Origin of the sequence: Oxalobacter paraformigenes (genome assembly GCF_000158475.2) — a bacterium.
Classification (GTDB): domain Bacteria; phylum Pseudomonadota; class Gammaproteobacteria; order Burkholderiales; family Burkholderiaceae_D; genus Oxalobacter; species Oxalobacter paraformigenes.
The window spans coordinates 708941-731462 of record NZ_KI392031.1 but is presented as its reverse complement, the minus strand read 5'-3'; the positions used below and the strand labels follow the sequence as shown (position 1 = coordinate 731462).

General features: G+C 59.3%; 15 protein-coding genes and 1 CRISPR repeat array. Of the genes, 10 read left to right on the top strand and 5 right to left on the bottom strand.

Annotated features, from left to right (window positions below; translation table 11 throughout):
- Positions 1 to 832, bottom strand: an 832-nt coding sequence (locus OFAG_RS07055) for an LPD38 domain-containing protein (protein WP_020995034.1), incomplete at its 3' end; no start/stop codon positions are given.
- 238 nt (positions 833 to 1070) lie between these two features.
- On the opposite strand from OFAG_RS07055, the gene OFAG_RS07050 reads away from it, so the two are divergent.
- From OFAG_RS07050 to OFAG_RS07030, 3 genes are all read left to right on the top strand, one after another.
- Positions 1071 to 2192, top strand: a complete 1122-nt coding sequence (locus OFAG_RS07050; RefSeq protein ID WP_020995033.1) for an iron-containing alcohol dehydrogenase family protein — start codon at positions 1071 to 1073, stop codon at positions 2190 to 2192.
- A 217-nt stretch (positions 2193 to 2409) separates the two neighbouring features.
- Positions 2410 to 4535: a CRISPR direct-repeat array (repeat unit 31 nt; unit sequence GTCGCACCCTCACGGGTGCGTGGATTGAAAC).
- A gap of 433 nt (positions 4536 to 4968) precedes the next feature.
- Positions 4969 to 5187, top strand: coding sequence for a hypothetical protein (locus OFAG_RS13805; RefSeq protein ID WP_147617667.1), 219 nt, complete (start codon positions 4969 to 4971; stop codon positions 5185 to 5187).
- A 1656-nt stretch (positions 5188 to 6843) separates the two neighbouring features.
- Positions 6844 to 7293, top strand: coding sequence for a cupin domain-containing protein (locus OFAG_RS07030; RefSeq protein WP_005877041.1), 450 nt, complete (start codon positions 6844 to 6846; stop codon positions 7291 to 7293).
- Positions 7294 to 7298: 5 nt separating this feature from the next.
- Here the strand turns inward: OFAG_RS07030 and OFAG_RS12915 are convergent, their stop codons facing one another.
- The 4 genes from OFAG_RS12915 to OFAG_RS07000 form a co-directional block, all read right to left on the bottom strand.
- The gene (locus tag OFAG_RS12915; protein WP_222707661.1) at positions 7299 to 7637 is read right to left on the bottom strand and encodes a tetratricopeptide repeat protein; all 339 of its coding nucleotides are present in this window, start codon (positions 7635 to 7637) and stop codon (positions 7299 to 7301) included.
- 102 nt (positions 7638 to 7739) lie between these two features.
- On the bottom strand, positions 7740 to 8138 hold the full coding sequence (locus tag OFAG_RS14460; RefSeq protein ID WP_051347015.1) for a tetratricopeptide repeat protein: 399 nt from the start codon (positions 8136 to 8138) through the stop codon (positions 7740 to 7742).
- 518 nt (positions 8139 to 8656) lie between these two features.
- On the bottom strand, positions 8657 to 10273 hold the full coding sequence (locus tag OFAG_RS07010; RefSeq protein WP_005877046.1) for an SEL1-like repeat protein: 1617 nt from the start codon (positions 10271 to 10273) through the stop codon (positions 8657 to 8659).
- Between the two features lie 777 nt (positions 10274 to 11050).
- Complete coding sequence (locus OFAG_RS07000; RefSeq protein ID WP_005877047.1) at positions 11051 to 11992, bottom strand: DMT family transporter; 942 nt, start codon at positions 11990 to 11992, stop codon at positions 11051 to 11053.
- Positions 11993 to 13506: 1514 nt separating this feature from the next.
- On the opposite strand from OFAG_RS07000, the gene OFAG_RS12905 reads away from it, so the two are divergent.
- The 7 genes from OFAG_RS12905 to OFAG_RS06950 all read left to right on the top strand — a co-directional run bounded on the left by OFAG_RS12905 (position 13507) and on the right by OFAG_RS06950 (position 22488).
- Positions 13507 to 15072, top strand: coding sequence for a pesticin C-terminus-like muramidase (locus OFAG_RS12905; protein ID WP_020995027.1), 1566 nt, complete (start codon positions 13507 to 13509; stop codon positions 15070 to 15072).
- A gap of 13 nt (positions 15073 to 15085) precedes the next feature.
- Positions 15086 to 15673 carry a lysozyme family protein gene (locus OFAG_RS06980; protein ID WP_005877049.1) on the top strand — a complete coding sequence of 196 codons (588 nt, stop codon included), beginning with the start codon at positions 15086 to 15088 and terminating at the stop codon, positions 15671 to 15673.
- Positions 15674 to 15693: 20 nt separating this feature from the next.
- Positions 15694 to 16872 carry an RCC1 domain-containing protein gene (locus tag OFAG_RS06975; protein WP_005877050.1) on the top strand — a complete coding sequence of 393 codons (1179 nt, stop codon included), beginning with the start codon at positions 15694 to 15696 and terminating at the stop codon, positions 16870 to 16872.
- A gap of 398 nt (positions 16873 to 17270) precedes the next feature.
- A complete protein-coding gene (locus OFAG_RS06965) occupies positions 17271 to 18440 on the top strand; it encodes an RCC1 domain-containing protein (RefSeq protein ID WP_005877051.1) in 1170 nt (389 codons plus the stop codon).
- A 377-nt stretch (positions 18441 to 18817) separates the two neighbouring features.
- The gene (locus OFAG_RS06960) at positions 18818 to 20014 is read left to right on the top strand and encodes an RCC1 domain-containing protein (protein WP_005877052.1); all 1197 of its coding nucleotides are present in this window, start codon (positions 18818 to 18820) and stop codon (positions 20012 to 20014) included.
- Between the two features lie 5 nt (positions 20015 to 20019).
- Positions 20020 to 21171, top strand: coding sequence for an RCC1 domain-containing protein (locus OFAG_RS06955; protein ID WP_005877053.1), 1152 nt, complete (start codon positions 20020 to 20022; stop codon positions 21169 to 21171).
- A gap of 279 nt (positions 21172 to 21450) precedes the next feature.
- Entirely contained in the window at positions 21451 to 22488 is a 1038-nt protein-coding gene (locus OFAG_RS06950; protein ID WP_020995026.1) for an STAS-like domain-containing protein, read from the top strand.
- Positions 22489 to 22522: the final 34 nt, after the last annotated feature.

The following is a 22522-nucleotide window of genomic DNA, read 5'->3' as shown; positions in this document are numbered from 1 at the left end:
GATGCACTGTCTGCCGCCAGTCGTTCATCCGGGCGAAAAAGGCTCTCTCTTGCGCACGCTCATCCGGTGCAAGACCGACAAAAGAAGACAGACCGGGAATCTCCTTGACTGAAATGGCCTCATCGCCCAGCGCTTTTGTCGCCAGACTGAAAACAGGATCGACAATTTGTGACGAAACACCCGGCATCCAATAAGACGTGATGGCAAGGCGCAATGTCTCCGGTGCGATATCAATATGACCGGGCGAAACATCATCACCGCCGGTAATGTTGTTTAGCCACTTCGACATGGCTGTCCAGTGCTTCGGTGTATTCCGATATGCTTTGGCATAAGCTGGTTCATTGTATCCGCCGAAAGGCGCATCACTGCGATGCAGAGGCAAACCGGTAAAGGATTTGTGTTCTGCAATCCGGATAATGGGTTTCGCCGCAGATGGGGCAATAAACTGACCGGGCGAGCCAGACGCACCAAACGGATTAAATGCATCCACTGTCAGCAGGGCAAGCCGCACCATCTTTTCAATCGGATTCTGCTTCTTCGACGAAAAAATCATTTCTTCCAGCGTGCGCCCTACATTCGGCAATACAGGCAGGCCTTGTGCTATCGGCACCCGGATAAAGGGTTCCTTGCCACCCTTCCAGGGAATGGGAATGATCCGGTTCCATTCCTTGTCAAAGTCTGAAATTTCATCCCAGATATCCTGTCCGGCATCTGTTCCATCGTCGAATACCCGGGGAAAGAAGACGAATTGCCTGCCGCCGGCCAGCGCCTCGAACTGCTCCCCGCCGACAAACTGGAAAACAGCGTCGTCTGGCTCTACTACCGCGTTCACCGGAAAAAACCGTCCGGCCCGTAAAACAACCGCATCCGGCAAAAGCGACGGCGCCCCTTGCCGCAAAAAACGCCGTTTCGACAAACGGGACCGCTACCCGAACCCACCCCGCAGACACCGGTGTAAAATAAAAAAAGCGCCCATGAAAACGGAGAAACGGAAACCGCGCATCCTGTTTTCCGCCAAGAGCATGCCGGACAAAAAACCGCTCAACGGACAAGGAAAGGAGAGGCAAACCATGAACTGGCACTACCTGCAACCCGTCACCATCCATTTCGGCAACGGCATGATCGCCTGCCTGAAAGACGAAATCCGCCGGCTCGGGGGAACCCGCGGCCTCCTTGTCACCTCGCCATCCCTTGAAAAAAACGGACTGGCCGCCCGGCTCGTCGCCGACAATGAAAAAACCCTCCAGACCGTGTACAGCCGCGTTTCGCCCAACCCCGACGTCAGCCAATGCGACGCCTGCGCCGGACTGATCCGGCAAAACGGCTGCGATTTTGTCCTGGCTGTCGGGGGCGGCAGCGTACTGGACTGCGCCAAGGCCGCCGCGGCTTTCTGCACCGCCGCCGCCCCGGCAAGCGAGTATCTGGAAAAGAAACGGCCCTTGCCTGAAGCGCACCTGCCGCTCATCGCCGTCCCGACCACCGCCGGCACCGGCAGCGAAATCACCCGCGTTGCCGTCCTCTCCGACCATCAAAAAGGGCTCAAGGCCCCGCTCAACACCCCGGTCTTCTACCCCGCCACCGCCATCGTCGATCCCGAACTGACCTACACCGTCCCAAAACACGTGACCGCCTGCACCGGCATGGACGTGCTCTGCCACGCCATCGAAGCCTACTGGAACATCCATCACCAGCCCGTTTGCGACGCCCTCGCCATCCATGCCGCCCGGCTTGTCTTCCGGCATCTGGAAACCGCCTGCGAAGAACCGGAAAACGCGCTGGCGCGGGAAAAAATGGCCGAAGCGTCCGTCACAGCCGGACTGGCCTTCGCCCTGCCCGGCACCGCCGCCGCCCACGCCTGTTCCTATCCGTTAACCAGCAACCTCGGCATCCCCCACGGCGAAGCCTGCGGCCTCACCATCGACCACTTCATGCGGATCAATGCGGAAAAAGACACCGATGGACGCCTGCGCGAACTGGCGTTTGCCACCGGATTCGACAACGCCTGTTCCATGGCCGACGCCATCTCCGAACTCAAATACCGCACCGGCCTGAAAACCAGCCTTGCCGGATACGACCTGACCGACGACCAACTGGAAAAACTGGTTCAGGCCAGCCTCCACCCGAACCTGCAAAACAACCCGGTCCCCATTACCGAAGCCATGCTGCGCGATCTCTACCGCGACCTGCGTTAAATCGCCGCCATCCGGACGCCCGCCCCGGAAAACCGGAAAACGCGGGAACCTGAGGCTCACAGCCTCTCCCCGGTGCGGTGCTCGCACTGGCAAACCCTTGAAAAAACACGTAAAATCGGAACCGGTCGGGAAAACCGTCCCGTTTCGCGTCAAAAACGGGGAGGTTCCCGCATTCTGCCCCTGAAAAGCCCGGTCCATCAGGCTTTCCAAGGGCACAGTCGCACCCTCACGGGTGCGTGGATTGAAACATCGTCAGGTCGTTTGCGTCCTGCTGGTCAAATCGTCGCACCCTCACGGGTGCGTGGATTGAAACGCCGCCGATACCATAGTATCCTGTACTTGCCCCGTCGCACCCTCACGGGTGCGTGGATTGAAACAATAGATGATGTGTTTGGGGATGTCGATGCAAACGGGTCGCACCCTCACGGGTGCGTGGATTGAAACACGCTGGCTGGGTGTATGAAACGCCCACCACATCAGTCGCACCCTCACGGGTGCGTGGATTGAAACATCGGATTGTGGAATTTTTGCGACGATGGCGGCAACGTCGCACCCTCACGGGTGCGTGGATTGAAACAGGCGCGGTTCGTAATTTTCAATCAGCCATTCTGGTCGCACCCTCACGGGTGCGTGGATTGAAACCGTCTTTCGCCCGAATTGTGAACTCTTTTACTGCGTCGCACCCTCACGGGTGCGTGGATTGAAACACGGTTAATATCAAGCAGCTTTTGTAATGTCGGGTCGCACCCTCACGGGTGCGTGGATTGAAACTATAATGCATACATCGCGTCCATCTTGTGGAATTGGTCGCACCCTCACGGGTGCGTGGATTGAAACATTGTGCTTTCCTGCTCCACGCTCCACCCGTCCCGTCGCACCCTCACGGGTGCGTGGATTGAAACTTCGCGGCGCGTGGTCATGCGGTCAAGCTCCTGCGTCGCACCCTCACGGGTGCGTGGATTGAAACCTTCGCGGCGCGTGGTCATGCGGTCAAGCTCCTGGTCGCACCCTCACGGGTGCGTGGATTGAAACTTGTTGCGCCAAGAATAATAATCGTCTGTCCGGGGTCGCACCCTCACGGGTGCGTGGATTGAAACCCAACCCCATCATGTTAAATACGGATGGAAATATGTCGCACCCTCACGGGTGCGTGGATTGAAACCGCTCCTTGCACGCGCTGAATTTTTGTTTTTCTGGTCGCACCCTCACGGGTGCGTGGATTGAAACTCCGACGGGTCTGCTTTATAATCGACAGAGATCAAGTCGCACCCTCACGGGTGCGTGGATTGAAACCGTTTTCCAGCGTAAAACTAATCCACGCGGGCCAGTCGCACCCTCACGGGTGCGTGGATTGAAACCCCGTTCTTCCCCCAGCCGACAACCTCATACTCCAGCCGGTCGCACCCTCACGGGTGCGTGGATTGAAACCTGAAATCCTTGAGGTATTCTTCGACGTAATTATGTCGCACCCTCACGGGTGCGTGGATTGAAACTTTTCTGAACGAACTATCTATAACAACGTCCAGAAGTCGCACCCTCACGGGTGCGTGGATTGAAACAGCCTCGACATTTTCCGCCTCCTCAAGTGTGTTAAGTCGCACCCTCACGGGTGCGTGGATTGAAACATCGCCATAGCCGAAGCCTTTTTGATGTCCATTGTCGCACCCTCACGGGTGCGTGGATTGAAACCCGCTCCCACAAATATGCGCATGCCGATAGCGTCGTCGCACCCTCACGGGTGCGTGGATTGAAACAAAATAACCCCAATATCGAGCTGGTTTTAGATATTGTCGCACCCTCACGGGTGCGTGGATTGAAACATCCGGATTCCGTCGCAAATTTCTGCCTGTATCGTCGCACCCTCACGGGTGCGTGGATTGAAACCGCGTTAGCGGTTGCCAAAGAGGCGGTATCTTCCGGGTCGCACCCTCACGGGTGCGTGGATTGAAACGTCTCCGATAACGTATCGTATTGGCATGGATGCGTCGCACCCTCACGGGTGCGTGGATTGAAACATTGATCAGGCTCACCAGCGTGGTTGCAAGATCCAGTCGCACCCTCACGGGTGCGTGGATTGAAACCGGGATCTCGATAAAACACCCGGCAGGGTTTGCTGGTCGCACCCTCACGGGTGCGTGGATTGAAACCACATCATTGTGTTTTTGTCCGCGTGCCACATATGTCGCACCCTCACGGGTGCGTGGATTGAAACTCAGTTTTTCAATCGCCGCCAGAATCGCCTTTCGGTCGCACCCTCACGGGTGCGTGGATTGAAACTCGATGATGCTTACGGCCTCATTTATCGCGTATGCGTCGCACCCTCACGGGTGCGTGGATTGAAACCTTGCGTTGTACAGCACTTCGTTGGTCAGTCCGTCGTCGCACCCTTACCGGTGCGCGAACTGGCGCGTGGAGTAAAACCCCGGCTGTCTGTCGCGAACCGCCGGGAGTACGGCGGCTGCGCCACAACAGGTGCGCTGGCGGAAACGCCAAACTGTCCCGACTGGTCAGCGCTCAGGCGTTCGCCGCGTTTTACAGCCACACGGATTGAAATTCTTCCGGACAGCCTGTAGAGTACATCCTGTACCGCTACACGCGCCGTGCGCGGACGGATTCGCCGCCGGCGTCCCGCCATTGTCTCCGCGTGAAAGCGCCGGCTTTCCGGGCGCCAGTCCCTCTGAAGCGGAAAATGAAAAACCCCCGGCATGGCAGCGAAAGCACGCTTTGCACGACCCGTTCCGGCCGCCCCGGACGCAGAAAAAGGAAGGAAACGCAATTGGAAAACGAATCTGAAGAGTTAAGCAAGAAAACCCGGATTATCATCATGGTGGCCGTTGCCATAGTCATCGGGCTCATCCATCTGTTATACATCAGGCCGCGTTACGGCGATTCCCTTCCAATGATCCTCTTCCAGTTCTTTCCGCTTTATTTTCTCTGGAAAATCCTGTTCGGGGAAAAAAAGAAAGCGCCCCCAAAACCCCGGAAAAAGAAATGACCCGGCAATACAGCAAGCAAAACAGGCCGCAACACCCGGCAAAACCCCTTTTTCCGCCGGCCCGCTCCAGCGGGTTTCCGGCCGGACGCAAGCCTCCCGTTTCCTGAAACAGCCGCCATCGGCACAATCCGGAAAACGGCGGAAAGCCGAAAAAAACCCCATACATGCATCGGGCTTTTCCGGAAACAGCCCGCAAAAGCAAACCGGCGCAGACTTTCCGGAAGCGGCAACCTCCCGGCAATAAGCCCCCGCCCACTCCCTGTCCTGCCCTCCCGCGCAATCCGGGTCCGGCCTGTCTTCCCATGCGCCCTTTTCCGGCAAACGCCAAAACCGCTTGCCGCCGCACCGCTTCCCGGCGGACAAGCGTGCCTCCGCCCGGAAAGCGCCCCGCTCCCGCCCGATTCACCGACCGGCTCCCCCGGCGTGATCAGGCTGCCGCTCTCCCCGCACACCCGCCTTCCCGCGACACCGGAGCCATGCCGTGCATCCCCGTCCGTTTCCCGCGTTTTTCTGACAAACCCGGCCGGACAGGCCGGCAAAAAAGCGCGCCGGCCGGTTTGCCCGATTCTGAAGAAATGTATCGTCTGTAAGGATTTGTAAAAAAAGAGCTTATTCCGGACGGCTTCGGAAATAATGAAGTCCTGCTCTCCCTTTGCCTGAAAAACGCCCGTGAACCAGCTTTCCACGGGCGTTTTTTTATGGCGGCGGCCTTGAAAGACCTTGCCGTCCCCACCTGCGCCATCCGGCAGCGCTTTCCCGCGCGTTCAAAAAACGCCAGCCTCCCGAAAAAAAGGCGCTGCCAGATAAGCCCCGCCCGCAAACGGGAAAGCGCGCCTTCCGCCCGCCACGCCCTTTCAGGCATGTGTCTTTCGTGTTTTCTCCCCTGCCGTCTTTCCCGCCATACCCGGCACGCGGCCGGTTCGCGCCCGCCTCGCCCCGACAGAAGCGCGCCCTCCGCACCCCCAACGGAAGCCGCCCGCCATTCCGCGCGGATACGTCCCACCGGAACACGTGCTTTCCCCGCAGCACGGCCCCGTCCCCCCTGCTTTCCCTTGCCGGGCCGTCAAAAACGCCTCGCCCAAAGCGGCGGAAACCGGAAGCGTCGTACCGGCAGATCGGCCGCCCTTCTGCAAAAATACCCGGCAAACCGGGCAGTCTTCCGCAAAAAACCGCCAGACTGTTCCGGGCATCGGGCCGGCCGTTCCCTCCCTCCCGGTGAAATCCTGCCCTCGCCACCGCCTTCGGCCAACCTGTCTCACCCCCTCAGCCGGAAAAACCCCGTTCCCGCCGCCCGGCCCGTCCGGGACAGCCTTTCCCGCCCGCAGAAAACGTGCGGTTCTTTCGCCGCCCCGCTTCAGGCTACATTCCCCCGAAACAGAACAAACGCCCTCCGCCTGACGATCCGATGGACAGGGCCGCCGGAGCGCCCGGCGGCCGGAAAACCGCGCTCCCGTTCCCTTTCCATCCTGACTGCGGGCCCGCGCTCCCGTTTTTCCGGTATCATCGGACAAGGCAGGCGAAAGCCAGCGGAGAAAAAAAGAAAACCGTTCTCCGTCCGGCCTGTTGCCGGAACCATCCGGTTCGACAGGCCGCCGGCAAGCCCTGCCGAACCCCTGCCGGCCACCCGGCCGCCACCCCGTAACCCAGGAGACCGTCATGACGACCGACACCGCTACCGCCCCATCCCCTGTTTTTCCACTCGGAAAAGCGCTGAAAAGCCGCAAATTCACCGGCACCGTCTGGCTGCACTGGCTTGTCGAACCCGATACGACCTTCAATTGCCCGACAGTAAACGTCACCTTTGAAGCAGGCTGCCGCAACCACTGGCACACCCATCCGGGCGGCCAGATCCTGCTGTGCACCGACGGCGCCGGCCGCTATCAGGAACGCGGCAAACCCGTCGTCTGCCTGCAACCCGGCGACGTCGTGAAAATCGCTCCCGGCGCCGAACACTGGCACGGCGCCGCGCCCGACACCCCCTTCTCGCACATCGCCATCGAAACCCACCCGGAAGCAGGCCCCGCCGTCTGGCTGGAACCCGTGTCCGACGAAGACTACCTTGCCGAACCGGCGCTCCGCCAGACCCCGGCCGGACGCGTCCCCTAAGGCCCTCAGAAAGCCCCGGGCGCCGGCAAAAGCGGTTCCGCGCTTTCCGCTTTCGCCGCTCTTGCCTGCCAGCGTTTCGCCTGTTCCAGACCGGCGGCCAATCCCGGCGAACCGGAACCGTAAGCTGCCGCCAGCCGCTGCATCGCTTCCCGGTTCCCCGCCTCCGCACTTTTCCGGTACCAGAAAAGCGCCGTTTTTCCGTTCCGGGCCAGACCGAAACCGCCATGCGCCATCTCGCCCATCAGACGCATCGCCTGCGGCTCCCCGGCCTGCGCGGCCCGCGCGATCCAGACTTTGGCCTTTTCCCGTTCACGCGGCGTTCCCCAGCCGCGGACATACATCATGCCCGGCGCATACTTGTCCTTTCGGGGCGCCCGCTTCCGCCGCCCTTTGCCGCCAGCCAAACGCCTTGCCATAATCGCGCGGCATGCCGCGCCCCAAAAGATTCAGGTTCCGAGCCTCGCCCGCGCCCTGCCGTCTCCGCCCGACGCCGCCTTTTCATACCAGAAAACCGCCTGACGGATATCCTGCCGGACACCCCGTCCCGCATCGTACCTCGTCCCCGGCGCGGATCGCGCTTCGGGAACGCCTGCTTGCGCGGCCTTTCTGAAACGCGAAACCGCCGCCCCGTCATCCTTTTTCACCCTGCACCCATTGGCCGCCATCAGCCCCAGCCCATATTCACCCCGCGGATCGCCCTTTGCCGCCAGTTCCCTTAAAACGGCCAACGCCCTGTCGTACCGCTCTTGCCGGATCGACGCCCGCGCCGCCTTCCCCCACGAATCCAGTTGCGCCGCCGTCACCGTCGTCACCGCCTGCACAGCCGGCCCGGCATCGCCCGCCATGCCGCCCAAACAGCCGCCGTCCAACACACCGCAAGAGCAGGGAAACCTTGGAAACAGGATGAAAAAAGCGTCAAAAAAGGCATCAAACCCGCCTGAATACCCGGTTTGCCGGTTTTTGCAAAACCGCTTGACTCCGGGCAGTCCGGGTGAAAAGCCGGGAAAAAACCGCGGGAAAAAGACGGGAAATCCCTCGTTGGGTCGGGAAAAAATCCCTTGTCACATGGCTGGAAAACCGCCGTCAAACGATTCAACTGGCCTTTTCATCTGGCAGGGTGACTGAAATACTGTCTGCAAACCCCGTTCGACTCATCCGGAAACCAGACCCGCTATACGGCACGCCATCCGTTTTTTTCATGCCCCGCCTCGCTCCCCGCCTTCCCCTGCCCGGCAAACCGTCCCGTCCGCAACCGCCAGCCTGCGCGGCAAACCCCGTCCGCCCTGCCTCACGACACGGGGAGCCGCCGCAAAAAAAAAGCATGACGCCCCGTCATGCCCCGTATCCTTTCCCCGTTCAGGCCTCAGGTAGAAAGATCGGTATCAATCGACCCGCCCTCCTTGGGCAGCCTGTCCAGACTCTTTTCCGCTTCCGGCAACCCCTGCGATGCCGCCTTCATGAACCACTTGCGGGCCATATCGACATCCTGCCTGACGCCATGCCCCTGCAAATACATCGTGCCCAGATTGAACTGGGCCTGCGGCAGATTCTGGGCAATCGCCTTGCGGTACCAGGCAATTGCCCTGGCATAATCCTGTTCCACCCCCAGTCCGCGGGCGTGCAAGACGCCCAGATTGTTCTGCGATTCGGCATACCCCTGCCGCGCCGCCTTCCTGAACCAGGAAACCGCCTTGCCGTAATCCTGTTTGACCCCGATCCCGTTCGTATACATCAGACCCAGCCTGTCCTGGCTTTCCGGCACGCCCTGTTTCGCGGCGAACTCGTACCACTTGACCGCCAGCCTGTCATCGCGCCCGACGCCTTCACCCCGGTAATACGCCTCGGCCAGAAAAAAAGCGCCCTCCGGCTGGCCCTGTTCCGCCGCCTGCCGGTACCAGTAAACCGCCTTTTCCACATCCTGATCCACGCCAAGCCCGTAAGCGTAAAGCACCCCCAGATTCGTCTGCGCTTCCGCGAAACCCTGATCGGCCGCCCGCTGGAACCAGACAAACGCCTCGTCTTCATGCCCCTCGAAATCGTCGCCTTCCATGTAAAGGCGTCCGAGATTGTTCTGCGCTTCCGCATTGCCCTGTTCCGCCGCTTTCCGGTACCAGACCGCCGCCTTCACCAGATCCTTTTCGACCCCGGTACCGTCCTCATACATATTGCCCAGCGAAAACTGCGCCCCGGCCTCGCCCTGCGAAGCGGCCTTGCGATACCACTCCAGCGCCTTGTTCGTACTGGCCGCCACCCCGCGGCCGCTGGCGTACAAAAGCCCCAGATTCGCCTGCGCCACCGCAATGCCGTGCCTGGCCGCATTTGAAAGGAGCGACGCCGCCCTGGCATCGTCGCGCTTCACCCCGCGGCCTTCCATATAAAGAATACCCAGCTTCGCCTGCGCCTTCAGATGGCCCTGATCGGCCGCCTTCTGATACCAGAACGCCGCCTTCTTGTCGTTGCGCTCGACGCCTTCGCCCGCCTCGTACAATTCGCCCAGCGCAAACTGGGCGTCCATGCGCCCGTGTTCGGCCGCCTTTTGGTACCATTGCGCCGCCGCCGATTCGTTTTCTTCCGTGCCCTCGCCGTTATAATACATGGCGCCCAGCGCCGACTGCGCGGCGGCATGGCCCTTCGCGGCCGCCTTTTTAAAAGACGAAAACGCCTTGTCGTATTCCTTTTCCTGATAGAACCGCATGCCGTCGGAATACTCTCCGGCCCAGACGCCATTGGCAAAAATGAGGCATCCGAGCACAGCCAGCGTTCCCTGACGAACCCGGCTCACACTCAATCCCATTATTTCCCTTCGCATGACGCCATCCTCCCGAATCCGGCGACCCGAAAAGAAACCGTCTTCCCCTAAAAAAGCAAACAGTCCGCGCCCACCGGCAAAAGACAGCAACGTCGTCAAAAAAAGCCTTAACACCCTGAAAAATCCCTCAAAATCCGGCAACGACACAACCGGCAAACGTGTTTCGGCCATTTGTCGCGTTCTGCTTTACCACACCCTGGACTACACGATACAATGCGCATTCGACGGTTTAATGTCAAGATCATTTTTACCACAAAACGCCTCCCTGCCGGGCTTTGCAAAACCGGCCCCCGAAAGTTCCCGACCCCGGACGTCCCAGCTTAACCTTCTTTTGCCGCCGAACCTTGAGCAATGGCAGAAAAACATGACGAAAAGCAAGATGAGACCGTTAGGGCAGCCGCTTTTTCCGGGAAAAAGCGGAAAAACCGGCCGTGCCCCTCCCTGAAAGCCCCGCCCGGGCCAATCCCGAACGCCTCTGGAACCGCAAACGCGGCGAGACAGTGAAAACGATTGAACGGACGTCCCCGGCAAACCCGGTTCCAAAAGGCAGACGCCGGCGCCCGGAAAGCCCCTTACGGCCGGAAACGGCAGCGCGATACCGGCAGGCAACAAAAACCATGCCGGCCGCGCCAGACCGGGCACGCAAGGCAGGAAAACGGACAGCCCCAAAACGGCCGACGCCGGAACCGGCAGCGCGATACCGTCTCCTTTTCTCCCTCACGTTCCCCGCTCCCTTTCCCGTCCGCTGGAGACAGCGCGGAAAACGCGCCATACCGGCTTTTCGCCGCCGTGCCGCCCGCCGGAAACAAAACGCGACAATCCGTCCGGTCGAGCGCCGGACGACAGCGCTTCCGCTTTGGCAAGCCGGCAGCCCGGCTGCCTGAAAACGCCTCGCGCCGCCTCTATACGCCAGCGCCCGGGCCGCGCCTTCACGCCCTTTCTTCCCGCCTAGCGGCCTTCACGCTTTAACCTGTTTTCCCGCGCGTGCGCGATAGCCGACCGGATTTGCCGGAGAGAAAACGATTTGCCCGCAATAATCAGGATCACCGCCGCCAGAATCAGCGCAATCCCGGCCGCCAGCCGCACCGTGACATTTTCGCCGAACACCGTAACCCCGATAATAACCGCCGTCAGCGGTTCCAGCGCCCCCATAATCGCCGTCGGCGTCGAACCGATCAGCTGGACGGCAACCACCATCATGACCAGCGAAATCACCGTCGGCACCAGCGCCAGCATCCACGCAAACCCCCACATCGCCGGCGTCGCCAGCCACTGCACATGATCTTTCGCATCCAGCAGCGAATGCGCGCCGACCGTCATCACGCAAAACAGCAGCACATAAAACGTCAGCTTCACCGGCGACATCGTCAGAGACGACTTGTTGACCACAATAATATAAAGCGCATAGGAAAACGAAGACAGCATCACCAGCAGCACCCCGGCCGTGCTCAGCGTGCCGCCGCCGTCGCCCTGATACAGCAGCCCGATACCCGTCAAGGCCAGAAGAATGGAAAAAACCGTCACCCGCGACACCTTTTCGCGGAAAAAAACCGCCATCATCACCGCCACCATGACCGGATAGACAAAAAGCAGCGTCGAGGCCACCCCCGCATCCATATAATGGAAACTGATGAAAAGCGACAGCGACGAAATCGCGAACAGCACGCCCAGCATGCACAGAATCGACAACTCGCGTTTCGCGACGCGAAACGACTCCCGTCTGGCCAGCATCAGCACCGCCAGCACGACGCCGGCCAGCAGAAAGCGGTAAAAGAGAACCGAATGCGCATTGATCCCTTCCCCATACAGAAACAGCGCCCCGAGCGGATTGGTGCCATAGCTGACCGCGGCGACCACGCCGCAGATCGTGCCCTTCAGTTTTGCGTTCATAGTATGAAATCCACATTCCGCCATCGCCCCAAACCGGGATCGTGTCCCGGCGGCCCAGACGGCAATACCGATAGCATAATGGATATTCGCGGAAAAGACACGGCGCCCCGTTCCCGTCGTATGCCGCAATCGACAGGCCGCCCCCCAAAGAGGCGAGATTGCGCGGGTTTGCAAAGCCCGTAAACCATAGTTGCCCGTTTGGAAAGCGCTTTCCCCCGCCATGTTCGACCTGCCTTTACCGCGTCCGCCATGCCCTGAAAACCCCGGGTACCGCTTCCCCGGGTACAGCGGGTCCGGTTTCCGGATGAACCGGATTCGATTTCCGGCCAGTATTTTTAGTCACCCTTTCCCATAAAAAGGCCTGGTGAATCGTTTGACAGCGGTTTTTCAGCCATATAACCCATATAACAAGGGATTTTTCCCGCCCCAAAGCGGGATTTCCCGTCTTTTTCCCGCGGTTTTTTCCCGGATTTTCACCCGAACTGCCCGGAAATCACCATTTTTTACCAAAACCTTAAAACCCGGTAGGCAGGCGGGTTTGACACCCTTTTCGGCCTTTTTGATTCATCCCGTTTCTGACGCCTCCCTGCTCCCCGGAGCCAGCCCATCGCCACCCTCCCCGACAGGCCGGATCACCTTCCCTGTCCGCCTCCGGGAAAACCGGAGCGGAAACCCGGAAAAAACGATCCGGCACGCCCCCGCATACAGGACGCCCACCCCGCCTCATGCCGTACGCGCCATTTCGCACAGGCCGTTCCGGCGCGCCGGGCAAGCCCTCTTCAGTCCAGCGCCGGCTTTCCGTTTTGGCTGACCGTTTTTTCCGGCTGCCCGAAAACCGCTTCCCCCGCCGTTCCCACCCGCTCTCCGGCCGCCCCGTCAGGATTTCCGGAACATCCCGCGCGGTTTTTCAAAAAACCGGACGCCATACCGGCCGCTTGCCGGACAAGTTCCGGCCAAACGGGCATAAAGAGAAAGAAAACCTCTGGCTGGCCCCATAAACCCGGGACTTCCAGCGCTTTCCGGAACGGTCAGGCACTTTCCGTTTTTTTTGCCCGCCTTTCCCCTCCCTCCTCTCCGCTCTCCCGCCACTTTCCCGTCCGGCAAAAAGGCGCGCCTCCCTTTCCTGTACACTTTCCCTTTTCCAGTCCTTTTTGCCTTCCCTTACGGATTTTTCCGGCGCGCGCCAGCTGACCGAAGAAAAAAACCGGGATAAACGGGAAGCAGCCCGGACATCCGCCGGAAACCCTCCCGCCCTGCCTTCCCGCCCCATGCCGGTTTAATCCGCTCCCCGCCGCCTGAAGCCAGACAGCCAGCGAATACCTGTCCCCGCTTCCGCTGCCGGGAAGCCACAAGCGGCATCCCGTCCGGAAAAAACGGCCGCCCGGCAGGAAAACGCTTTCCCGAACGCCTGTCACCCGGTACGCCACCGCGTTGCAAGGCGAAAACAAAACACGCTTTTCCGGCCCTGAAAAAAGCCGGATCGACAAAAACACAAACCATTGAAAGGAGAAAAAATGACCATCAACCCGAACGATCCCTTCGGCGCCGAACGCGACGACAAGGACTATGCCGGAAAAAACCTCGTGAAACCGGGCCTTTCCGCCCCGCTCTTCAAACCGCCGCCGGGCCACACCTACCTGTTCCGCACGCCCTCGCTGGAAAAAGAATGGCAGGAAACCTTCGCCAAAACAGCGACCCCGCCGTCGCCTTCGCTATCCGCTTCGGGCCCCGAAACGTCGCCGGAACCCGCCGGCTTCCCCACACCGCCGGCCGGTCTTTCGGCCGCTTCCCGCGGCAAGACCGCCCTTTCAGCAGCGCCCGAAGCTTTTCCCGGCGCCCAAACGGCAGAAACCGGAAAAGACGCCGCCTCCTTCCACACCGGGCAAGCGGAAAACGTCCGGCCAACCGGCCTGCCCGAACCCATAGCGAAACCGCCGGAAACGTCAAGCATGTCTGTCCGTCGGGACACCGGACTTTCCCCGGCCGCATCCCCTGCCCCGGCAGACAGGCTGGCCGGGGAAACAGCCCTCTCCGGCCATGCCGGCCACATCCCGCAAACCGCCGCCCCGACAGAAACCGGCGACATCCGTTTTCCCGGCATAAGCGACGGGCGCTGGCAAACCCTCGGCAGGCTCCTCGTCCACGCGATGCTCCGCCACCGCGCAGCAACCGGCGGGAACCGCCCCGCCGTTTCATCCGGCGGCTTTAAAACCCCGGTTCCCGTTGCAAACCGGGCCGCTTCCGGCTTTCTCCGAACCGGCTATACCCCGGCAGCGAAACAGCCGAAACCCGTCACCGGAAACAGCCTTCCCGTCAATCCCGACAACCCGCTGTGCGAACCGCTGCCCATACGGCCTCTGGATGAAAACGCCCCAACAATCGCGGGCCGCCGCTATGTCGAAGCCGGGCCAAGCCGCGAAATCAACGCCCTTTTGACGCTGGCCAACGCCTGCCGCGCCATCGGCATCAACCATCCCCAAGTCAGCCATTGGGAAGGGGGCGGCAGAACCGTCGCCGACGTACCGTACAGAAAAGGGCAAATAAACAACAAGTCCGGCGTCACGGTCGCCTCCGGCCTCGACATTGGCCAGCGCAAGGAACCTGCCGAACTGAGACGCCTTGGCCTGCCCGAAAAGCTGGTCCGGAAACTGGCGCCGTATCTGGGAAAACAGCGGGGAGACGCCGTTACCGCTCTGGCCAAAAACCCGCTTTCCCTGACGGACGAGGAAATCGACCTCATCAGCCGCGCCACCATGCAAAACATGAGCGACAACGCCCGGAAACAGTGGGACGCCAAAGTGGACAGGGAACGCCGCCGGCACCCCAACGCGCCCTATTTCCACGAACTGACTTCCGACCAGCAAACCCTGCTCTTCTCGCGGTTTTACCAGAACGGCAGTTTTGAAAAACGACATCAAGCGTTCTTCGAGGCAGTCATGGAAAACGACTGGGAAACTGCTGCCAATGCATTGAAAAGTGAAGCCAAAAACGACATCGACAATTCTGCAAAACGATGGCGGGGCAACCGGCTATTGAATGAAGTGGAATGGTACAATAAAGTCAAGCATTCGCCACAATGAAAGCGGATATAACATGCACAGATTTGTTGCCTTTGTAATGGCAACCCAGTTTTTTTTCGCGATACCGGGATGGACAGAAACGGTTTGCAGCGGTTACCCTGCAACCGTTTCGGAAACCTGTCAACGACAGAAAACCGAATTGCTCAAAATGGGAATGTCAGAAGAACTGGCTACCCAACTGATTCCCTATCTGAATCCTGAAGAAGACGACACTATCGTTTTTCTGAAAAGTGTTTTAAGTCACGGCGTTCCCGATTTGAACGACGATGATATCGACGCGATCAACCGGTCGCTTATGCAGTATGCATCAGAAAAAGCGGTACAGCAATGGGACGGCATAATCGATGTGGTTCATGTCGAATACCCGAATGCACGCTATTTCCACCAACACGATTCACGCCAGCAAACCCTGCTTTTTTCACAATTTTACAAGGACGGTACTTATTTCCGTAATTTCCCTTTTTTGAAAGCCGTTCTGGAAAATGACTGGCCCCAGGCTACCGATATGCTGAGAAAAGAAGCACGCCACTATCTGGACAATCCTCAAACGAGATGGCGCGCAAGACGGCTTTTCGAGGAAACGAATTGGTACAATAAATAAAATCACCTGTTTGCCTTTATATGTCCTTTTCATACAAATTCCTTCTATCCCTTTTCTTTTTCCTGTGTCTGGGTACGGCGGTCAACGCCCAAGCTGTTCAAGACAGCCACATTGCCGCCGGAAATATTCACGGCCTGTTCATTGATCCGGAAGGAAATCTCTGGAGTTGGGGAGAATCGGGCTTGCCGCACAACGGCAATCATCCGTTTCCGGAAATCGTCACGCGCGACGCACACTCCGTTTATGCAGACCCCCATGCTGTCCGTTCATTCGTCATCAAACAGGATCAGTCGCTCTGGGGATGGGGAAACAGCGATGATGGGCAACTGGGAGTGGTCAGGCCGGTCCATCGCGGAAACGGGTACATTCCTTTACGGAAACTGATGGATAAAGCTGTCCGTGTTTCAGGAAAAGAAGTTATTTTCGCCCTTGCGCCGGATTACTCTTTGTGGGTCTGGGGAGCGGGATACGTCCAGAGAGGTGACGGAATCCGGGAAACGACGACGCGCCCCCTGAAAATCATGAAAGACGTCATCCGCGTCAGCTCGTCCATGACGCATACGCTGGCCCTGAAAAAAGACGGCACACTCTGGGCATGGGGCGACAACCAGTGCGGCGCCCTGGGTACGGGAGACGACAGGGAACGCATCCATCCGGTCAAAATCGACCTCACCCCACTGGGCGGCCGAAAAATCGTCCGGGTCGCCACCCGCATGACCGAATCCTTCCTCGTCACCGACGACGGCTCCGTCTGGAACTGGGGCGAACCCAACAACATGAAACCCTACTGCATGGACGAACCCCGCTGGGTTCCCGTGAAACTGGCCCATATCGATCACGTCGCCGACATCGCCGTCGGCTTCCTGCACGAAGTCTATCTGAAAAAGGACGGTTCCGTCTGGGTCACGGGTTACGCGGAGGGAGCCGCCGCGGAAAGCGGAGGCAGGAGACGCCCCACCAAAATGATGGATGGCGCTGCCGAAATCGCCGCAGGCGAATATCATTCGCTCGTCCTGAAAAAGGACGGCACCCTCTGGGCATGGGGCAAAAACCAATACGGCCAGCTGGGCGACGGCACCACCGAAACGCGCCTTGCTCCCGTTCAGGTTCGCTTCGATCTGAAACCGGAAGACCTGCCGCTTCCGGACGACCGCCTGAGGCCCGCTCCCGGCTTTTGCGAACCCCTGCCGATACGCTGATCCAGCGTATTTCACTACCCCGGCTTCCCCGGCAAACCGGGCCGCTTCCGGCTTTCTCCGAACCGCTACCGAACGCGCCCGAGAAAAAAACAAACTTTTTCCTATCCAGTTCCTGTGCCCGAAATACGGCTTTTAAATACCGTACTTTATCAGGCACCCCAAATGCCAACGCCTCTCTGCCCTTACGTTTGACGACGTCTTTTTATCCTCTTTTTCCGGGAAAAATCCCGGGAAAACCGGAACCGTTTCGCTTCCGCCTCCCCTCACCCGGGCCGGCCGGCAAAAATTTCCCGTTTCCCACTGGAAAAATGGAACCGGAACCGCCAAAATACCGTATCCTTTCAGGAAAACCCCGATATGTCCGTTCCCGTCTATTTCGTGCATAAAAGAACAAGCCCATGCGAAACCGACTGCTGCTTTCAATCGCCTTTGCCGTCGCCTGCGTCCTCGTTTTCATTCTCTTCTTCTGGAAAACGACAGACGGGGATTTGCCGGACGCCGCCGGACACCCGGCCATCACCCGCGACACCCGGCTGGCCGCCGGACTGAAACACAGCCTCTACATCGACGGCAAGGGACAGCTCTGGACATGGGGCGATTCCCGCTACCGGAACCGGCCTTCCGCCGTACCCGTCAAAGTAGCCGACAACGCCTGCGCCGTTGCCGCCGGCGACGCTTCCGCCACCTCCTTTTACATCGCCTGCGACGGCACCCTTTACGGCTGGGGCGACAGCGAAGTCGGACAGATCGGCCTCTTTTCCGAAACCCCCGTCATCGAACCCATGCCCATCCTGAGTGGCATCACCGGCATCAGTCCGGGGCACGACACGCCCTTCGCCATTGATACCGCCTCCATCCTGTGGACATGGGGCAAAGTCAGCCCTTCCCGCGGCGAAGACGTCCCCGGAGAGGAAACCGGCGAACCGATCGCCGAACCCCGGAAAGTCATGGAACTGGTGCAGCGCGTCAGTTCATCCGCCACCCATACGCTGGCGCTCCGTGAAGACCGGAGCCTCTGGGTCTGGGGAACCAACGACTCCGGCGCGCTGGCCACCGGCTCGCACACCGCGCAAAACCGGCCTTACAAAGCCGACATCGCCGCCCTGCAATCGAAACCCATCGTCAAGCTCGCCACGAAAAACCACGCCAGCTTCGCCATTACCGAAGACGGTTCCCTCTATGCCTGGGGTTACGCCAACGCGTCCCTGCCCGGAAAAGAGAACGCCGCGCTGCCGCCCAAAACCCTGCCGGTCAAAGTCGATTTCATCGACCGGGTCGCCGACATCGCGCTGGGCGAAGAAAGCGCCCTCATCCTGAAAAAAGACGGGTCGGTCTGGGCCTACGGCGCCGGGCCGGTCGTACAAACGGCAAAGACCGGCTGGACAAAACCTGTCCACCTCATGGACGACGCCGTCGAAATCGCCTGCGGCCCCCGCCATGCCCTCGTCCTGAAAAAAGACGGCAGCCTCTGGAGCTGGGGCGACAACGAAGCCGGACAGCTGGGAGACGGCACGACCGGAAACCGGGCAGAACCCGTCCGCATCCGGTTTCCAAAGCCGGCATCCTGACCTGTCCCGGCCGTATTTTCCGTCCGGCCGGCCCTGTCTTCCTCCGTTTCCCTCTCCCGCCTCCGGGCCGCTTCTCCGGCAGGGAACCCGCAGGCAGCGGACTCCAGCGGTGTCCACCCTCCCGCCTCCCGATCCCGCCCCCACACTTCTCCCTCTTTCCTGCCGCTTGCCTGACCAGACAGCCGGAATAAGCCAGAGGTAGGGCGGCCGGACTGGCAAGCCGGATTTGTCCTGTCGATCGAACGGGACAGCGGTTGCCTATAAGCAAACGATTTTCTCCGGCGAGGAGCCTGTTCCCTTTCCCCTTGGCAAGGACTGCCCTCCCACGCTAAAATGAAAATCCGACACTTCAAACACTTTTACGGGACGGCTCAACCATGTTTCACCCTTCCCTGCCCATCCCCTCTTTCCCGACCCTGTCCCTTATCCGGTTGCTGGCCTTTTTCTGCCTGATTCTCTGGCTCCCTGCCCGGGCTGCGCCGCCCTGGGGCCATATCGATGCAGGCAATGGCACCAGTCTGGCCATTGATCCGGCGGGACAGTTGTGGAGCTGGGGAAAAGACCAGTTAAAGGGAAACAATGCGTCCCACCCTGTCCCGGTAGCGAAAAACGTCGTCATGGCCCGGGCCGCCAAAGGCGAAACCGCCCTTTATTTCATCACCAAAGACCACACACTGTGGGGCATGGGCAGCAGCCAGTACGGACAACTGGGCCTGAAAGCCAGCGGCTTCATCCTCGAACCCGTCATGCTCTTGCCCCACATCGTCTTTATCGACGCCGGACACGACACGCCGTTTGCCATTGATGAACAAGGCCGGCTCTGGACATGGGGCGAGCCCGGCCCCGCCAAAGGAAAGGCTGTCCCTTCCGCTTCCCCGGCTTCCGCCACTGCCGTTTTGCCCGTACCCGCCTTCCCCGCCGCACTTGTCAATATCGCGGACGACATCGTTTACGTCAGTTCCGCTTTTTCCCATACGCTGGCCCTCAAAAAAGACGGAACGCTTCTGGCCTGGGGCGACAACCAAAACGGCGAACTGGGAGACGGCACCCTGATCCCTCGCCAACACCCCGTCAAAACCGATCTCTCGGCGCTGGGCTCGCGCAAAATCGTCAAAATCGCCGCCCGGGCCGGAGAAAGTTTTGCACTGGCCGACGACGGCACCGTATGGAACTGGGGAGAAGGCTGGGCCGTTCCCGCCGAACCCGGCAGAACCTTTCCCTGCGTCAGACCCGAACGGATCGTTTCCATCGATCACGTCCGGGATTTTACCCCCGGCTGGGGACACCTCCTCTTTCTGAAGCGGGACGGAACCGTCTGGATCGCCGGAACCGGCCTTCCGCTCAACGCCGGCAGGGACGATCCTGAAAGCGCTTTCGTCGAAAAACCTTTCCGCTGGTTCCCTCCCCGACCGCTTCTGTCCGGCGCTGCCGAAATCGCTTCCGGCCACAACCATATCCTGATCCTGAAAAAAGATGGAACGCTTCTGGCCATGGGCACGAATTCGGAAGGCGAACTGGGCCGGGAATCCGGTACCAGGGCCCGCCATCCCCTCACCGTCACCTTACCCCGATAACCGGCATGAACACCAGAGTCGCTTTTATCCTGTCCGCCTTCTTCCTGTTGCTTCCCTTCTCCGGCCCGTCAGCCGCGCCGGTTCAGGCCGGTGCCGCGCAAACGCCCCAAAAACTGGCCTTTCACGATGATGGCCAGCTTTTCATCCTGGAAGACGACGGAACCCTCTGGAAAACAGCCGGCCTCCCTTCGGAAGGGGCACGCTTCGTTACGGCAAAACCTGTCCGGAAAAACGTCAAGGCCGTTGCTGCCGCCGGCAACCTGTTCATCATCGACAAGGACAATATCCTCTGGGGCTGGGGCAAGCGGAACCGGGGTACGCTTTTCATGAACGAATACGCCCTGCAGGACATTCCGGAAAACCGGCCCATCCGGATCCTGACCGATGTCCGCACCGTCGTTCCAGACAGCTTTGTGGTCTTCGCCCTCCGTAACGATAATACCCTCTGGGCCTGGGGCAATGCGGAAGACTTGCGTGGCGACAATCTTCCCGGGGTATTGAACCGGCCCCGCCGGCTGCTCGACCAGGTCCATACCCTCATCAACTCGGGATGCCACGCGCTTGCCCTGAAAAAAGACGGCAGCCTGTGGACATGGGGAAGCAATGCCTGCGGTGGCCTTGGAGACGGCACATTCCTCGACCGTTACCGTCCGGCAGCCATCGACCCGAACCACTTCGGCGGCAAACGGATTATCAGCCTGACCGCCTTCAAAAACGAAAATCTCGTCCTGACGGAAGACGGAACCCTCTGGTACTGGGGCAAGGAAATGGACATGCGTGGCTGGTGCATCAATTTGCCGGTTTACGAACCCCGCCCCCTTTCCAAAGAAGGAACCGGTAAAAACGACCTGCCCTCGTTCACCCTGCCTCGCGGAGCGGACATCAGCGTCCTGCATTACGAGGACGACACCCTGTATTCGCTCGATACACGGCATATCCTCTACCAAAGCAATCCGGAACCGGCCGAAATCGCCCGCCATGTCGCGTCTTTCGCCGTATACAACAGCCGCCTTGCCCTCCTGAAAACCGATGGAAGCGTCTGGCTCGAAGCCGCCGAAGACCACCTGCATCCGGCTGCCGGCCGCCGCTTTCTCCCGGTCGTTTTCCTGCGCGCAAACACAACGGCAAGGGAAGCGCCTGTCCCGGGCAGCAAATAGCCCTGGCGGCTCCACCCGGACAGTTCTCTCAACGGTTCTGCCAGACTCCGTCAAGACGGCAGGACTTTCCTGAAAAAATCCCAAGCCGGCTGAAATCTGTCCAGTCCCTTTTCACGCAAGCTGTCCGGCTTCCTTTCTCCGGTAGCGATGAAGGATAAGGGACAACCTGTTACGAAAACGCAATATATAAACCAGTTATCCATTTAAAATTAGCATATAATAATTCTGAAATTGACATAAAAAAGAACAAAATTGACATATCTTCCGGGAAAGAGAGTGATGAAAACGAAAACAGCCGATTTGCCTGTCCGGTCATGGGTAACCCGGGAATTGAATAAACGTCCCGTTACCGGTTTTATCGGTTTGCTGGCCAACGAATTCAAGCTGTCCCGTCCGGTAGCCTCGCGTATCGTAAAAGAACTGGTAAACGACAAGCGGATCATCCTCTCCGGTTCCCCCAGAAAACCGGTTTACCGTATCGGACCGACAAAAACCTTCTTCCATCAGTGGCCCCGTGAAGAAGTGGATGAAGAGGTCAAATGGACACTGGATTTCGCTCCTTATCTGGATTTGCCGCCCAACATCCGCCAGATCGTTCACCACGGTTTTACTGAAATGGTCAATAATGCGCACGATCATTCAGCAGGGGATACGGTTTCAGTCCTCGTGGAAACAGATGACCGGGAACTCACCATGATGGTCATTGATGACGGAATCGGCATTTTCGAAAAAATCCGGAGCGAACTGAATCTCCCGGACAAACGGCTGGCCATGCTGGAACTGGCCAAAGGCAAACTGACGACGGATCGCGCCAATCATTCCGGTGAAGGCATCTTTTTCACCTCGAGAATGTTCGACCGGTTCGTTATCCACGCCAATGGACTGGATTACAGCCACGATATTCAACGTCCGGATGATTTTCTGATAGAAACCGGTTTAAGAAGCCCTTCCGAAACGACAGGAACCGTTGTATTCATGCGCATTGCCCTGGACAGCAAACGAACACCCCGGGAAATATTCCATCAATACACGCTGGACACGGACGAACTCAATTTCAACAAAACGGTGGTTCCGGTAAGACTGGCCCGGCTTGATGACGGCCTGGTTTCACGTTCCCAGGCAAAACGGCTGGTCGCCCGTTTCGACGGCTTCAGAAAAGTCATTCTGGATTTTGAAGGAGTCGATGAAATCGGGCAGGCTTTCGCCGATGAAGTTTTCAGGGTCTTCCAGCAATCCCATCCGGATGTCTGGCTGGTTCCTTACGCGGCATCGGAAGAAATCATGAAAATGATCCGGCGCGTCCAGACGGCACGATAAGGACACAGCGCATTCCCGTCCCCCCTCTGGCGTT

Bases quoted from the DNA above. Each gene is read 5' to 3' on its own strand.
- OFAG_RS07050 (WP_020995033.1), top strand. From the start codon at position 1,071: ATGAACTGGCACTACCTGCAACCCGTCACCATCCATTTCGGCAACGGC.
- OFAG_RS07030 (WP_005877041.1), top strand. From the start codon at position 6,844: ATGACGACCGACACCGCTACCGCCCCATCCCCTGTTTTTCCACTCGGA.
- OFAG_RS12915 (WP_222707661.1), bottom strand. From the start codon at position 7,637: ATGATGTATGTCCGCGGCTGGGGAACGCCGCGTGAACGGGAAAAGGCC.
- OFAG_RS14460 (WP_051347015.1), bottom strand. From the start codon at position 8,138: ATGGCGGGCGATGCCGGGCCGGCTGTGCAGGCGGTGACGACGGTGACG.
- OFAG_RS07010 (WP_005877046.1), bottom strand. From the start codon at position 10,273: ATGGCCGAAACACGTTTGCCGGTTGTGTCGTTGCCGGATTTTGAGGGA.
- OFAG_RS07000 (WP_005877047.1), bottom strand. From the start codon at position 11,992: ATGAACGCAAAACTGAAGGGCACGATCTGCGGCGTGGTCGCCGCGGTC.
- OFAG_RS12905 (WP_020995027.1), top strand. From the start codon at position 13,507: ATGACCATCAACCCGAACGATCCCTTCGGCGCCGAACGCGACGACAAG.
- OFAG_RS06980 (WP_005877049.1), top strand. From the start codon at position 15,086: ATGCACAGATTTGTTGCCTTTGTAATGGCAACCCAGTTTTTTTTCGCG.
- OFAG_RS06975 (WP_005877050.1), top strand. From the start codon at position 15,694: ATGTCCTTTTCATACAAATTCCTTCTATCCCTTTTCTTTTTCCTGTGT.
- OFAG_RS06965 (WP_005877051.1), top strand. From the start codon at position 17,271: ATGCGAAACCGACTGCTGCTTTCAATCGCCTTTGCCGTCGCCTGCGTC.
- OFAG_RS06960 (WP_005877052.1), top strand. From the start codon at position 18,818: ATGTTTCACCCTTCCCTGCCCATCCCCTCTTTCCCGACCCTGTCCCTT.
- OFAG_RS06955 (WP_005877053.1), top strand. From the start codon at position 20,020: ATGAACACCAGAGTCGCTTTTATCCTGTCCGCCTTCTTCCTGTTGCTT.
- OFAG_RS06950 (WP_020995026.1), top strand. From the start codon at position 21,451: ATGAAAACGAAAACAGCCGATTTGCCTGTCCGGTCATGGGTAACCCGG.